Source organism: Pseudomonas fluorescens, assembly GCF_902498065.1.
Classification (GTDB): Bacteria; Pseudomonadota; Gammaproteobacteria; order Pseudomonadales; family Pseudomonadaceae; genus Aquipseudomonas; species Aquipseudomonas fluorescens_BJ.
Genome location: NZ_CABVIR010000007.1, coordinates 137,995 through 152,682, shown reverse-complemented (window position 1 = coordinate 152,682; position 14,688 = coordinate 137,995). Strand labels below are relative to the sequence as shown.

Sequence of the window (14,688 nt, the reverse complement as noted above, 5' to 3'; positions counted from 1 at the left end):
CTGGCTCCCACAGGTGAACGCATTCCAATGTGGGAGCGAGCCTGCTCGCGATTGGCCGCGCAGCGGCTACCGTCAATCCATCTGTATAGAAGTTGTAACTGGGCGAACCGGATCATTAGAGCTAGAGTCTGATGGTTTCACGCAGGCTCGGACCTAACCCCTGCGCATCGTCCAAGGAGTTTTCATGCACACTTTCCGCCGCAGCGCCGCCCTTCTCGCCCTCAGCGTTGGCACCGTCGCCAGCCTCCCGGCCCTGGCCGCCGACGAGCTGCATTACAACCAGATTTCCCTGCGCGCCGAAGTCAGTCAGGAAGTCGCCCGCGACCTGATGATCGTGACCCTCTACACCGAAGAACAAAACACCGACCCGGCCAAACTCGCCGCCGACGTCAGCACCACCATGAACAAGGCACTGGCCCAGGCCAAGCAAGTCAAAGACATCACCCTGCGCCAGGGCAGTCGCAACAGCTACCCGATCTACGACACCAAGGGCCAGAAAATCACCGCCTGGCGTGAACGCGCCGAACTGCGCCTGGAGAGCTCGGACTTCGCCGCACTGTCGAAACTGACCGGCGAACTGCTGACCGACCTGAAAATGGGCGGCATGGACTTCGCCATCGCCACGCCAACCCGCAAGGCCAGCGAAGACGCGCTGCTGAAAGACGCCGTGACCGCCTTCAAGTCCCGCGCACAACTGGCCACCGATGCGCTGGGGGGCAAGGGTTACAAAATCGTCAACCTGAACCTCAACAGCAACGGCTACCCACAACCGTACATGCGCGGGCCGATGATGATGAAAGCGGCGAGCATGGATGCCGCGCCGGTGACCCCGGAAGTCGAGGCCGGCACCAGCCAGGTCAGCATGACGGCGGATGGGTCGATTGAAGTGTTGATGCAGTGATTCGATAACCTGCACAAAAAAACGGCGATCACTTGAGTGATCGCCGTTTTTTTGTGGCCAGGCAAAAGTCAGCGGTGGGACTGCCTGACAGAAGGGAGTGGTTCACACGATCCTGTAGGAGCCGGCTCCTACAATGGATCGGCGTACACCCGCCAAACCACGAGGCCGAGCGTTAGCTCGCGTTGCGCTTTTGAATTTGATCTGCCCGCCCCTTCGGAAGGCCGAGTGGAGGTTCTGCGCAGTGGGCAGCCCGGCATGGATGCCGGGCTAGCCGCCCCCGGCCATGGATGGCCGATGGCGGCGGGCCCACGGAGCAGGACCGGAGCGAGGGAACGCCGAGCCTTAGCGAGGGGCTGGACGCTCGGGGCGAGACTTTCTGGTTCCTTTTGTGGCGTTTGACAAAAGGGACTCGCCGTAAGGGCGAAACCATAGGCGGCCGTTACCGCAGGAATGGATATGTACACCTGAAAGAAAATGGCCGGCTATGAGGCCGCCATCGCCAGCAAGCCAGCACCTACACATTGAATGTGTGCACATCCGACAAACAGCCTGAATATACCGAGATAGAGGGGTCGACCTCAAAAACAGATATTTCCGCCCACCCCGTCTACGACGCTACTCTGCGGAAAACATCACCGCCCAAACCCTCGGGGACTCCATGGAAAGAACCACCGTCAAACCACTCCTGCTCGCCCTGGCCATCGCCACCACCGCCCCATTCGCCCAAGCCGCCACCACCCTGGTCTACTGCTCCGAAGCCAGCCCCGCCGGCTTCGACCCCAGCCAATACACCAGCGGCACTGACTTCGACGCCTCGGCCGAAACCGTCTTCAACCGCCTGACCCAATTCAAACGCGGCGGCACCGAAGTCGAACCCGGCCTGGCCACACGCTGGGATGTCTCGACTGACGGCCTCAGCTACACCTTTCACCTGCGCAACGGCGTGAAATTCCACACCACCGACTATTTCACTCCAACCCGGGATTTCAACGCCGACGACGTGCTGTTCACCTTCCAGCGCCTGCTCGACCCGGAAAACGCCTTCCGCAAAGCCTATCCCGCCGAATCACCCTACTTCACCGACATGGACCTGAACAAAACGATCAAGAGCGTCGACAAAATCGACGAGCACACCGTGCGCTTCAGCCTGAACAACATTGACGCCGCCTTCATCCAGAACCTGGCGATGAGTTTCGCTTCGGTGCAATCGGCCGAGTACGGCGCGCAACTGTTAAAGGAAGGCAAGGCAGCCGACATCAACCAGAAACCTGTCGGCACCGGCCCGTTCGTGTTCAAGCGCTATCAGAAGGACTCGCAGATCCGCTACGTCGCCAACAAGGCGTACTGGAAACCCGAGGACGTGAAAATCGACAACCTAGTGTTCTCGATCACTCCGGACGCCGCCGTGCGCTTGCAGAAACTCAAGACCGGCGAATGCCAGGTCAGCGGTTACCCGCGTCCGGCCGACATTGAAGTGATGGAGAAAGACCCGAACCTGCGCGTGCTCAAACAGGCCGGGTTCAACCTCGGCTTCCTGGCCTATAACGTGACGCACCCGCCGCTGGACCAGCTCAAGGTGCGTCAGGCCCTGGACATGGCGATCGACAAACCAGCGATCATCAAAGCGGTCTACCAGAGCGCCGGGCAACTGGCGCAAAACGCACTGCCACCGGCGCAATGGTCGTATGACCCGAACATCAAGGACGCGCCCCACGACCCGACAAAGGCCAGGGCGCTACTGAAAGAAGCAGGGGTTGCACCCGGTACGACCATTAATTTGTGGGCCATGACCGTGCAGCGTGCCTCCAACCCCAACGCGCGGATGTCGGCACAGATGATCCAGCAGGATTGGGAGAAGGTCGGCATCAAGGCCAACATCGTCAGCTATGAATGGGGCGAGTACATCAAACGCGCCAAAAACGGCGAACACGACGCGATGATTTACGGCTGGACCGGCGACAACGGTGACCCCGACAACTGGCTCGGCGTGCTCTACAGCTGCGCGGCCGTGAAGGGCAGCAACTATGCCAAGTGGTGCGACCCGGCTTACGACAAGCTCGTCCAGCAAGCCAAGGTGTCCACGGACAAACAGCAGCGGGTCAAACTGTATCAACAGGCACAACAAATCCTTAAGCAACAAGTACCTATCACGCCGATCGCCAACTCCACGGTGTTCCAGCCACTGCGCAAGGAAGTCACCGACTTCAAGATCAGCCCATTCGGCCTCACGCCCTTCTATGGTGTGGGTATAAATAAGTAACACCACGCTCCAACCGGGTGCGCCACGCGCCCCGGTTGCCCCTCACCGGTGCGCGATTTGCACTGAAAAAAACCTGCGCAAACGATCAAATGCGCGTGAATTTATACATATGCGACATTAAGGTACGTTCGTGCCACTGTTTAAGGCCTGTGGTCGTTCAGGATCTTGCATTGGGTATGGCCCCTGCATAAGTATCCGCAGGCACGGCTCACGAGGTCGTCCTCTAATTCCAAAAATGACAACAAATCATGAGGCCAACATGCTTAAACACGCGGTCATTCCGTTTTTAGTCGGCGCCAGCTTGTTAGCTGCCGCACCTTTCGCCCAAGCGGCGACTAACCTGGTGTTTTGCTCCGAAGGGAGCCCGGCTGGTTTTGATCCTGGTCAGTACACCACCGGAACCGACTTCGACGCCTCTGCAGAAACCATGTTCAACCGTCTGACCCAGTTCGAGCGCGGCGGCACCGCCGTTATTCCTGGTCTGGCGACCAAGTGGGACATCTCCGCTGATGGCCTGACTTACACCTTCCACCTGCGTGAAGGCGTCAAGTTCCACACCACCCCGTATTTCAAACCGACTCGCGAGTTCAACGCCGACGACGTGCTGTTCACCTTTAATCGCATGATTAACAAGGATGATCCGTTCCGTAAGGCGTACCCGACCGAATTCCCGTACTTCACCGACATGGGGATGGACACCAACATCACCAAGATCGATAAAGTCGACGACCACACCGTCAAGTTCACTTTGAAAGAAGTGGATGCCGCGTTCATCCAGAACATGGCCATGAGCTTCGCCTCGGTGCAGTCCGCCGAGTACGCCGCTCAACTGCTGAAAGAAGGCAAAGCCGCCGACATCAACCAGAAGCCGGTCGGCACGGGTCCGTTCGTGTTCAAGAGCTACCAGAAAGACTCCAACATCCGCTACACCGGGAACAAGGACTACTGGAAGCCTGAAGACGTCAAGATCGACAACCTGATCTTCGCCATCACCACCGACCCGTCGGTACGTATTCAGAAGCTGAAAAAGGGCGAGTGCCAGATCACTCTGTTCCCGCGTCCGGCCGACCTGAAGGCGCTGCAGGAAGACAAGACGTTGAAGGTGCCTAACCAGGCTGGTTTCAACCTGGGTTACATCGCCTACAACGTGATGGACAAGATCAAGGGCAGCACCGAGCCGAACCCGATGGCCCAACTGAAAGTGCGTCAGGCACTGGACATGGCCGTCAACAAACAACAGATCATCGACTCGGTTTACCAGGGTGCAGGTCAACTGGCGGTCAACGCCATGCCGCCGACCCAGTGGTCTTACGACACCACCATCAAGGATGCGCCGTACAACCCTGAGAAAGCCAAAGAGCTGCTCAAGGAAGCGGGCGTCAAGGAAGGCACCGAGATCAACCTGTGGGCGATGCCGGTGCAGCGTCCGTACAACCCGAACGCCAAACTGATGGCTGAAATGCTGCAGTCCGACTGGGCCAAGGTCGGCATCAAGGCCAAGATCGTGACCTACGAGTGGGGCGAGTACATCAAGCGCTCCAAAGGCGGCGAAAACGGCGCGATGCTGATTGGCTGGAGCGGCGACAACGGTGACCCGGACAACTGGCTCAACGTGCTGTTCGGCTGCGACTCGCTGGAAGGCAACAACTTCTCCAAGTGGTGCGACAAGAAGTTCGACGGCATCGTCAAAGAAGCCAAGCGCACGACCGATCAGGGCAAGCGCACCGAACTGTACAAGCAGGCGCAGCACGTCCTCAAAGACGCTGTTCCGATGACACCTATCGCTCACTCGACGGTGTTCCAACCCATGCGCAACGAAGTGCAGGATTTCAAGATCAGCCCGTTCGGCTTGAACTCCTTCTACGGCGTTAGCGTCAGCAAATAAGATTTGGCAACGGCGACGTTTTTGACGTCGCCGTTGCTTTTTTCTGCCGAGAAATTAGGAAACAGCCTACATCCATTTCCGCCGAGTATTACGACGGCGGTGTCGGACGCGTTGAACTTTCCTACGAGTCTTTAGGACTTTACGCATTTACTGCCAGACCCACGGCTCATACCGTCGGGATCTGACCAATTCATGTGTGGGCTCTCGGTTTTGTTGCACGCCATGGCTTGAGATCAGTGATGCCTCCACGTCCCCGGACGGGAGCGGCTCATTGAAAACACTTAGCGAAAGAGAAAAGGGAGCGTCATGCGCCATACCTTGGTTTTATCCGCATTACTGGGCACCGGCCTGCTGGCCGCCACTTCCATCAGCCAGGCCGCCAACAACAGCCTGGTGTTCTGCTCTGAAGGCAGCCCGGCTGGCTTCGACACTGCGCAGTACACGACCGCGACCGACAACGACGCCGCCGAGCCGTTGTACAACCGACTGGCAGAGTTCGAAAAAGGCGCCACCAACGTCGTACCAGGCCTGGCAACAAGCTGGGATATTTCCGAGGACGGCCTCAAGTACACCTTTCACCTGCGCGAAGGGGTGAAATTTCACACGACCAAGTACTTCACGCCGAGCCGTGATTTCAACGCTGACGACGTGCTGTTCACCTTCAACCGCATGCTCGATCCGCAGCAACCTTTCCGTAAGGCTTATCCAACCGAATTCCCGTACTTCAACGGGATGAGCCTGAACAAGAACATCGCCAAGGTCGAGAAGACCGGGCCGCTGACCGTGGTCATGACGCTCAACAGCGTTGACGCCGCGTTCATCCAGAACATCGCCATGAGCTTCGCCGCCATCCTGTCCGCCGAGTACGCCGACAAGCTGCTGGCCGAAGGCAAACCGAGCGACATCAACCAGAAGCCGATCGGCACCGGGCCGTTCGTGTTCAAGAGCTACCAGAAAGATTCCAACATCCGTTACAGCGGCAACAAGCAGTACTGGGACCCGAGCCGGGTCAAACTCGACAACCTGATTTTCGCCATCAACACCGACGCCTCTGTGCGGGTGCAGAAGCTCAAGGCCAATGAGTGCCAGATCACCCTGCACCCACGTCCTGCCGATGTCGAAGCGCTGAAGAACGACGCAAAACTCAAGCTCATCGAGAAGCCCGGTTTCAACCTCGGTTACATCGCCTACAACGTGCGCCACAAACCATTCGACCAGCTCGAAGTGCGCCAGGCGCTGGACATGGCGGTAAACAAGCAAGGCATTCTCAATGCCGTTTACCAAGGGGCCGGGCAACTCGCGCAAAACGCCATGCCACCGACCCAATGGTCCTACGACGACACCATCAAGGACGCCGCCTACAACCCGGAAAAAGCCAAGGAACTGCTCAAGGCTGCCGGCGTGAAGGAAGGCACCGAAATCACTTTGTGGGCGATGCCGGTTCAGCGTCCCTACAACCCCAACGCCAAGTTGATGGCCGAGATGCTTCAGGCGGACTGGGCGAAGATCGGCCTCAAGGTCAAGATCGTCAGCTACGAATGGGGCGAGTACATCAAGCGCACCAAGAATGGCGAGCACGACGTCAGCCTGATTGGCTGGACCGGTGACAACGGGGATCCGGACAACTGGCTCGGCACGCTTTACAGCTGCGACGCCATTGGCGGCAACAACTACTCCCAATGGTGTGATCCGGCTTACGACAAGCTGATCAAGCAGGCCAAGGTCGTCACCGACCGTGACCAGCGCACCGTGCTCTACAAACAGGCTCAGCAGTTGCTCAAGCAGCAAGTGCCGATCACGCCTGTCGCCCACTCGACGGTCAACCAGCCGTTGAGCGCCAAAGTCGAAGGATTCAAGGTGAGTCCTTTCGGCCGCAACGTGTTCTCGGGCGTCAGTATCGACCAATAACCGATTAGCCAAAAACGCTGGGGGCGGATTCCGCCCTCACGCAAGCGTATTGCCGCTGTTTGCCGATCAGGCCGAAAGCAAACGTTTGCGAAGCCTTGTATGCGTTTCAAAACCAATAGCCGGATCACAAAAAAAGACCGGCATTAAAAAAGAAAGAAAGGAGCTTCACCCATGAAACTGAGCAGCACCGCGTTATTGGCCTTGGCCATCAGCAGCGTTACCGCCACGGCCTACGCAGAATCCCAGAGCCAGGACTTCGTTCCGACCCAATTGGCAAGCACCAATGCACAGTCGGAAGCCAAGGGCTTCATTGATGGCCAGAGCCTGTCGGGCAGCACCCGTAACTGGTACGCCAACGAAGATAAACAGCGAGGCGCTACCTACAAATACGAGCGCCACGGCGAGACCCTGAACGGCACGCGCCGTATCAACTGGGTTCAGGGCACCATCCTGAATTACACCTCGGGTTTCACCCAGGGCACCGTGGGGTTCAGCACCGAAGTCGCTGCTTACAACGCCATTGCGCTGGATCGTAGCCGTGAAGACATCAAGGGCGGTTCCAACCGTACCCTGGCTCACACCAACGGCGACGCGGTAGATCAGTGGAGCAAACTGGGCCTGGCCAACGTCAAGGCGCGTATCTCCAACACCACCCTGACCGCCGGCCGCCAGAACTTCAGCAGCCCGATCGTCGACGTCATCGGCAACCGCCCGCTGCCTTCGAGCTTTGAAGGTGTGACCATTCACAGCGAAGAGTTCGACAACCTGTCGTTCGACCTCGGCACCTTCGACCGCGTATCGCCTCGTACCGAGCAGAGCCTGACCAAATTCACTTCCGAGTACTCGGCCAATGGCGCTGAAACCGACCACGTAAACACCGCAGGTCTGAACTATCAGCCGCTGAAAAGCCTGAAAACCAGCCTGTACGCGACCAACGTCGAAGACTTCTGGAACCAGTACTACTTTGGCGCGACTCACGAACTGGGTGACAGCTCGATCCTGAGCCTGACCACCGGCCTGAACTACTACAAAACCGTCGACGAAGGCAAAAAGTTGATGGGTGAGATTGACAACGACACCTACTCGCTGTCGTTGGGTCTGACTCACCTCGCCCATAGCCTGACGTTCTCTTACCAGGAAGTGAACGGTAACGAGTACTTCGACTACCTGCATGAAACCAACGGCATTTACCTGGCCAACTCCTTGCTGTCCGACTTCAACGGACCGAACGAGAAATCCTTCCAGATCGCCTACGGCCTGAACATGGCCGAATACGGCGTGCCAGGCCTGAAGTTCAACATCTACCAGGCTCGCGGCTGGGGCATCGACGGTACGCACTACACCGGCACCGCCTACGACGTGCGCAATATGGATGGCGAGAACCACTATGAATACGGCATCGGTACTTCGTACGCCGTACAGAGCGGCCCGCTCAAGGCCACCACAGTCCGCGCGACCTACACCACCCACCGCGCCAGCGATAACCAGGCTGACGGCAGCATCAACGAGTTCCGTCTCGTGACCACCATCCCGTTCAAAATTTTGTAAAAAGCGCCAGCCGACGGCTGACTCATGAGGAGTCGGCCGTTCGGTTTTTTCCTGTTCAACCGATTGCAGAGGGTTCTTGATGAAAATGCTTCCCCTACGTGCGGCCATCGCTGCCGCGTTGCTGAGTGTTGCCGTTGGCGTCTCGGCCAAACCCCTGGTGGTTTGCACCGAAGCCAGTCCGGAAGGCTTCGACATGGTTCAGTACACGACTGCAGTCACAGCCGATGCGGTGGCCGAAACCATCTTCAACCGCCTGGCGGACTTCAAGCCCGGCACCACGGAAGTGATTCCGGCGCTGGCCGAGTCCTGGGATATCAGCGACGACGGCCTGACCTACACGTTCCACCTGCGTAAAGGCGTCAAGTTCCACACCACCGAATACTTCAAGCCGACCCGCGACATGAACGCCGACGACGTGGTCTGGAGCTTCCAGCGTCAGCTGGACCCGAATCATCCGTGGCACAAACTGTCGAGCGTGGGCTTCCCGTACTTTGAAAGCATGGGCTTCAAGGAACTGCTCAAAAGCGTAGAGAAGATCGACGACAACACCGTCACCTTCACCCTGACCCGCCGCGAAGCGCCGTTCCTGGCCGACATCGCCATGGCGTTTTCCTCGATCTACCCTGCCGAGTACGCCGACCAGTTGCTCAAGGCGAACAAGACCGGTGACCTGAACAACAAACCGGTCGGCACCGGCCCGTTCATTTTCCAGCGTTACGCCAAGGACGCTCAGGTTCGCTTCAAGGCCAACCCGGATTACTTCCGTGGCAAGCCGCCGGCGGACTCGTTGATCCTGGCCATCGCCACCGACAACAACGTGCGCCTGCAAAAGCTCAAGGCCAACGAGTGCCAGGTCGCGCTGTATCCGAAGCCGGATGACATCCCGAGCATCAAGAAAGACGCCAAGCTGAGCGTCGACGAACTGAACGCGATGACCGTTTCGTACATCGCCATGAACACCACGCACAAATACATGAGTGATGTGCGGGTGCGCAAAGCCATCGACATCGCCTTCGACAAAGAGGCTTATGTCAACGCGCTGTTTGGTAAAGGCAATGCGACCGTGGCGGTCAACCCGTTCCCGGACACGCTGCTGGGCTACAACCACAGCCTGAAAAACCCACCCCGCGACCTGGACAAGGCCCGCGCCCTGCTCAAGGAAGCCGGCGTACCGGAAGGCACCACCTTCACCCTGTTCACCCGCAACGGTGGCGGCCCGACCAACCCGAACCCGATGCTCGGCGCACAGATGATGCAGGCTGACCTGGCCAAGGTCGGGATCAAGATCGACATCCGCGTGATGGAATGGGGCGAAATGCTCAAACGCGCGAAAAACGGCGAGCACGATATGGTTTCCGCCGGATGGGCGGGCGATAACGGCGACCCGGATAACTTCCTGACGCCTATGCTCAGTTGCGAAGCCGCGAAGAACGGCGAAAACTACGCGCGCTGGTGCAATGACAAGTTCCAGGCGCTGATCGACCAGGCTCGCGAAAAAACCGATCCGGCCGAGCGGGCAGCGCTGTATGAACAGGCTCAGGTTATTTTTAACCAGGACCAGCCATGGATCAGCATGGCGCACACTAGAATGTTCACCGCAATGCGCAACAACGTAGAGGGCTATCACATTAGCCCCCTCACCACTAATAACTTCGCCACCACCCAGGTGAAGTAGATAAGAAAACTCCCGGTGTCCCTGACTCCAGGGACACCAGGCACGCCTAACCGGCTGATGAGGTACACCACACGATGTTTAGTTTTATTGCCCGCCGATTGGGGTTATTGATCCCCACGTTCTTCGGCATCACCTTGCTGACTTTCGCGTTGATTCGCATGATTCCTGGCGACCCCGTGGAAGTAATGATGGGCGAACGACGAGTCGACCCCGAAATGCATGCTCAGGCAATGGAACGCCTAGGTCTTAACAAACCGCTGTATGCCCAATACCTGGATTACATCGGTAAACTGGCTCACGGCGATCTCGGAGAATCCCTGCGTACCCGTGAAAGCGTGTGGAACGAGTTCAGCTCTCTATTCCCCGCGACCCTGGAATTGTCCATGGCCGCCCTGTTGTTCGCCGGCATCCTGGGCCTCCTGGCCGGGGTGATCGCGGCACTCAAGCGAGGATCCCTGTTCGACCATGGGGTGATGGGCATCTCCCTGGCGGGATATTCGATGCCGATCTTCTGGTGGGGCCTGATCCTGATCATGTTCTTCTCGGTGTCCCTGGGCTGGACCCCGGTGTCCGGGCGGATCGACCTGCTCTATGACATCGAGCCGCGCACCGGCTTCATGTTGATCGACACGCTGCTGGCCGATGACGTCGGAGCGTTCTTCGATGCCCTGCATCACCTGATCCTGCCGGCCATCGTGCTCGGCACTATCCCGCTGGCGGTGATTGCGCGGATGACCCGCTCGTCGATGCTCGAAGTGCTGCGTGAGGACTACATCCGTACCGCCCGCGCCAAAGGCCTGTCGCCATCACGCGTGGTGTTCGTGCACGGCCTGCGCAACGCGCTGATTCCGGTACTGACTGTGGTCGGCCTGCAAGTCGGCACATTGCTGGCCGGTGCGGTCCTCACCGAAACCATCTTCTCCTGGCCCGGCATCGGCAAATGGCTGATCGAAGCCATTGGCGCACGGGATTATCCCGTGGTGCAGAACGGCATCCTGTTAATCGCCTGCCTGGTGATTCTGGTGAATTTCATCGTGGACATCCTCTACGGCTTCGCCAACCCACGCATCCGTCATCAGCGCTGAGATCATGACCATGACCACTCCAGCTTCAACTGCAAATCAAGCGGTAACAGTCGATCAAAGCCTGCTGTACCCGTCCCCGTACAAAGAATTCTGGCAAGCGTTTTCCAAGAACAAAGGTGCCGTCGCCGGCCTGATGTTCATGTTGCTGGTGATCTTCTGCGCGATCTTCGCGCCGTGGGTTGCCCCGCATAACCCGAGCGAGCAATACCGTGACTTCCTGCTGACCCCGCCATCCTGGCTGGAAGGCGGGCAGATCCAGTTCCTGCTCGGCACCGATGAACTGGGTCGCGACCTGCTGTCGCGCCTGATCCAGGGTTCGCGCCTGTCGCTGCTGATCGGCTTGTCGTCGGTGGTGATGTCGCTGATCCCGGGCATCCTGCTCGGTCTGTTCGCCGGGTTCTTCCCGCGCCTGCTCGGCCCGACCATCATGCGTTTGATGGACATCATGCTGGCCCTGCCGTCGCTGCTGCTGGCTGTGGCGATCGTCGCCATCCTCGGCCCTGGCCTGATCAACACCGTGATCGCGATCGCCGTGGTGTCCCTGCCGTCCTATGTTCGTCTGACCCGCGCTGCGGTGATGGGCGAGCTGAACCGCGACTACGTGACTGCCGCGCGCCTGGCCGGCGCAACGCTGCCGCGCCTGATGTTCATCACCGTGCTGCCCAACTGCATGGCGCCGCTGATCGTTCAGGCCACCCTGAGTTTCTCCTCGGCGATTCTCGATGCCGCGGCCCTGGGTTTCCTCGGCCTTGGCGTACAACCGCCAACCCCTGAGTGGGGCACCATGCTGGCTTCGGCTCGCGACTACATCGAACGCGCCTGGTGGGTGGTAAGCCTGCCTGGTCTGACCATTTTGCTCAGCGTGCTGGCAATCAACTTGATGGGCGACGGCCTGCGCGATGCGCTGGACCCGAAACTCAAGAACGCCGCCTGAGGAGATTCAAATGTCACTGTTAGAAATCAAGAATCTCAACGTTCGCTTCGGCGACAAGAACGCCGTTCCGGTGGTCGACGGGCTCGACATCTCCGTGGACAAGGGCGAAGTGCTGGCCATCGTTGGCGAGTCGGGTTCGGGTAAATCCGTGACCATGATGGCGCTGATGGGCCTGATCGAACATCCGGGGATCGTCACTGCCGACGCCCTGAATTTCGATGGCAAGAACATGCTCAAGCTCAGCAACCGTCAGCGTCGGCAAATCGTCGGCAAAGACCTGGCCATGGTTTTCCAGGACCCGATGACCGCGCTGAACCCGAGCTACACCGTCGGTTTCCAGATCGAAGAAGTGCTGCGCCTGCACCTGAAAATGTCCGGCAAGCAAGCCCGCGCCCGCGCCATCGAGCTGCTGGAAAAAGTCGAAATCCCGGGCGCCGCCAGCCGTATGGACGCCTACCCGCATCAATTGTCGGGCGGTATGAGCCAGCGTGTTGCGATCGCCATGGCGATTGCCGGCGAGCCGAAACTGCTGATCGCCGACGAACCGACCACTGCCCTCGACGTAACGATTCAGGCACAGATCATGGACCTGCTGCTGGCGTTGCAGAAAGAGCAGAACATGGGCCTGGTGCTGATCACCCACGACCTCGCGGTCGTGGCCGAAACCGCCCAGCGTGTGTGCGTGATGTACGCCGGCCAGGCGGTCGAAGTCGGTCAGGTCCCACAACTGTTCGATATTCCAGCGCACCCGTACAGCGAAGCGCTGCTCAAGGCGATTCCGGAACACAGCCTCGGCGCCACGCGTCTGTCGACCCTGCCGGGCATCGTTCCCGGTCGTTATGACCGTCCGCAAGGTTGCCTGTTGTCGCCGCGCTGCCCGTATGTGCAGGACAACTGCCGTGCGCAACGTCCGACCCTCGACCCGAAAAGCAACAGCCTCGCCCGCTGCTTCTACCCGCTGAACCAGGAGGTGGCGTAATGGCCGTCGTACTTACCGCCCGCGACCTCACCCGTCACTACGAAGTGTCCCGTGGCCTGTTCAAGGGCCATGCGACCGTCCGCGCCCTGAACGGAGTGTCGTTCGAACTGGAAGCCGGCAAGACCCTCGCCGTCGTGGGCGAATCGGGTTGCGGCAAATCCACCCTGGCCCGCGCCCTGACGCTGATCGAAGAGCCGTCCTCCGGCTCCTTGAAAATCGCCGGGCAGGAAGTTGCCGGTGCTGACAAGGCTCAACGCAAGCAACTTCGCAAAGACGTGCAGATGGTGTTCCAGAGCCCGTACGCCTCATTGAACCCTCGGCAGAAAGTCGGTGACCAACTCGCCGAACCGCTGCTGATCAACACCAGCCTGAGCGCCTCGGAACGTCGCGAGAAAGTGCAGGCAATGATGAAGCAGGTGGGTTTGCGCCCAGAGCACTACCAGCGTTATCCGCACATGTTCTCCGGCGGTCAGCGCCAGCGGATCGCCCTCGCCCGCGCGATGATGTTGCAGCCAAAAGTGCTGGTGGCGGACGAACCGACCTCAGCGCTGGACGTGTCGATCCAGGCGCAGGTGCTGAACCTGTTCATGGATTTGCAGCAAGAGTTCAACACCGCCTACGTGTTCATCTCCCACAACCTGGCCGTGGTGCAGCACGTTGCCGATGACGTGATGGTGATGTACCTCGGACGCCCGGTGGAAATGGGCCCGAAGAACGACATCTATGCCCGTCCGCTGCACCCGTACACCCAGGCCTTGCTGTCGGCCACGCCGACCATTCACCCGGATCCCAACAAGCCGAAAATCAAGATCGTCGGCGAGTTGCCCAACCCGTTGAACCCGCCGTCGGGCTGCGCTTTCCACAAGCGTTGCCCGTACGCGACCGAGCGCTGCAGCACGGAAGAGCCGGCCCTGCGCCCTCTTGATAACCGCCAGGTGGCATGCCACTACGCCGAGCAGTTCCTCGACGGCGCGGCATGACAGTGATCTGAAAAAACCTGCGGGAGCGAGCCTGCTCGCGATGGCGGAGTGTCAATCAGCATAACTGACACTGACACACCGCCATCGCGAGCAAGCTCGCTCCCACATGGGACAGGTGAACTGTTCAAAACCTCTTCTGCCCTGGCTGCGCATCTGTCAGGGGAGAAGGGGTTTTCTTTTGCCTGCTACTTAAGCCCCTTCATCTTCATCGGTATCGGCATCGGGATCTTCGGTGGTCGAGTCATCATCGTCCGCGCTGCCGCCCTGGCCTTGGTCGCCGGGTTCCGATTCGGACGCGGCGATCATCAGCCCGGTGTGCGTCACCTGCCCGCTCGACGCCTGCTCACCATGGTCCGGGCATTCCGCCCACGCCGCTGACATGCCAACCGACAGCAGTACCAAAACCTTCAGCAACAACACAATGCGTTGAAAAATGCTCATGGCCGATTCCATCCTTTTGCAGGTGAAACGTGGAAGCCCGACGGCACTGATAGACATCCGGTTCCGATGGGGCGCGTTCTCCAGATAGACCC

Annotated in this window: 11 protein-coding genes; 10 read left to right on the top strand and 1 reads right to left on the bottom strand. The window is 59.1% G+C overall.

All coding sequences use genetic code 11. From position 1 onward, the window contains the following. The first annotated feature begins 184 nt into the window (after positions 1–184). From F8N43_RS22670 to F8N43_RS22625, 10 genes are all read left to right on the top strand, one after another. Positions 185–901 carry an SIMPL domain-containing protein gene (locus F8N43_RS22670; protein ID WP_150640012.1) on the top strand — a complete coding sequence of 239 codons (717 nt, stop codon included), beginning with the start codon at positions 185–187 and terminating at the stop codon, positions 899–901. Between the two features lie 658 nt (positions 902–1,559). Then, positions 1,560–3,161 carry an ABC transporter substrate-binding protein gene (locus F8N43_RS22665; RefSeq protein WP_150640011.1) on the top strand — a complete coding sequence of 534 codons (1,602 nt, stop codon included), beginning with the start codon at positions 1,560–1,562 and terminating at the stop codon, positions 3,159–3,161. Positions 3,162–3,420: 259 nt separating this feature from the next. Continuing rightward, a complete protein-coding gene (locus F8N43_RS22660) occupies positions 3,421–5,046 on the top strand; it encodes an ABC transporter substrate-binding protein (protein ID WP_150633954.1) in 1,626 nt (541 codons plus the stop codon). A gap of 306 nt (positions 5,047–5,352) precedes the next feature. Continuing rightward, entirely contained in the window at positions 5,353–6,954 is a 1,602-nt protein-coding gene (locus tag F8N43_RS22655) for an ABC transporter substrate-binding protein (RefSeq protein WP_150633953.1), read from the top strand. Positions 6,955–7,125: 171 nt separating this feature from the next. Then, positions 7,126–8,502 carry an OprD family porin gene (locus F8N43_RS22650; RefSeq protein WP_150633952.1) on the top strand — a complete coding sequence of 459 codons (1,377 nt, stop codon included), beginning with the start codon at positions 7,126–7,128 and terminating at the stop codon, positions 8,500–8,502. A 79-nt stretch (positions 8,503–8,581) separates the two neighbouring features. After that, positions 8,582–10,177: an ABC transporter substrate-binding protein gene (locus tag F8N43_RS22645; RefSeq protein WP_150640010.1), complete on the top strand. Its 1,596-nt coding sequence runs from the start codon at positions 8,582–8,584 to the stop codon at positions 10,175–10,177. A gap of 74 nt (positions 10,178–10,251) precedes the next feature. Then, positions 10,252–11,262: an ABC transporter permease subunit gene (locus tag F8N43_RS22640; RefSeq protein WP_150633950.1), complete on the top strand. Its 1,011-nt coding sequence runs from the start codon at positions 10,252–10,254 to the stop codon at positions 11,260–11,262. Between the two features lie 10 nt (positions 11,263–11,272). Further along, positions 11,273–12,196 (top strand): ABC transporter permease subunit, encoded by a 924-nt coding sequence (locus F8N43_RS22635; protein ID WP_150633949.1) that lies wholly within the window; start codon positions 11,273–11,275, stop codon positions 12,194–12,196. 10 nt (positions 12,197–12,206) lie between these two features. After that, positions 12,207–13,175 (top strand): ABC transporter ATP-binding protein, encoded by a 969-nt coding sequence (locus F8N43_RS22630; RefSeq protein WP_150633948.1) that lies wholly within the window; start codon positions 12,207–12,209, stop codon positions 13,173–13,175. Beyond that, positions 13,175–14,155 (top strand): peptide ABC transporter ATP-binding protein, encoded by a 981-nt coding sequence (locus F8N43_RS22625; RefSeq protein WP_150633947.1) that lies wholly within the window; start codon positions 13,175–13,177, stop codon positions 14,153–14,155. Before F8N43_RS22630 ends, F8N43_RS22625 begins: the two co-directional genes overlap by 1 nt. A 189-nt stretch (positions 14,156–14,344) precedes the next feature. On the opposite strand, the gene F8N43_RS22620 is transcribed toward F8N43_RS22625, so the two are convergent. Beyond that, a complete protein-coding gene (locus F8N43_RS22620) occupies positions 14,345–14,596 on the bottom strand; it encodes a hypothetical protein (protein WP_150633946.1) in 252 nt (83 codons plus the stop codon). Between the last annotated feature and the right edge of the window lie 92 nt (positions 14,597–14,688).

Excerpts from the sequence above, each read along its gene's own strand:
- F8N43_RS22635 (WP_150633949.1), top strand. The coding sequence starts at position 11,273 with ATGACCACTCCAGCTTCAACTGCAAATCAAGCGGTAACAGTCGATCAA.
- F8N43_RS22670 (WP_150640012.1), top strand. The coding sequence starts at position 185 with ATGCACACTTTCCGCCGCAGCGCCGCCCTTCTCGCCCTCAGCGTTGGC.
- F8N43_RS22665 (WP_150640011.1), top strand. The coding sequence starts at position 1,560 with ATGGAAAGAACCACCGTCAAACCACTCCTGCTCGCCCTGGCCATCGCC.
- F8N43_RS22650 (WP_150633952.1), top strand. The coding sequence starts at position 7,126 with ATGAAACTGAGCAGCACCGCGTTATTGGCCTTGGCCATCAGCAGCGTT.
- F8N43_RS22640 (WP_150633950.1), top strand. The coding sequence starts at position 10,252 with ATGTTTAGTTTTATTGCCCGCCGATTGGGGTTATTGATCCCCACGTTC.
- F8N43_RS22625 (WP_150633947.1), top strand. The coding sequence starts at position 13,175 with ATGGCCGTCGTACTTACCGCCCGCGACCTCACCCGTCACTACGAAGTG.
- F8N43_RS22645 (WP_150640010.1), top strand. The coding sequence starts at position 8,582 with ATGAAAATGCTTCCCCTACGTGCGGCCATCGCTGCCGCGTTGCTGAGT.
- F8N43_RS22620 (WP_150633946.1), bottom strand. The coding sequence starts at position 14,596 with ATGAGCATTTTTCAACGCATTGTGTTGTTGCTGAAGGTTTTGGTACTG.
- F8N43_RS22630 (WP_150633948.1), top strand. The coding sequence starts at position 12,207 with ATGTCACTGTTAGAAATCAAGAATCTCAACGTTCGCTTCGGCGACAAG.
- F8N43_RS22655 (WP_150633953.1), top strand. The coding sequence starts at position 5,353 with ATGCGCCATACCTTGGTTTTATCCGCATTACTGGGCACCGGCCTGCTG.
- F8N43_RS22660 (WP_150633954.1), top strand. The coding sequence starts at position 3,421 with ATGCTTAAACACGCGGTCATTCCGTTTTTAGTCGGCGCCAGCTTGTTA.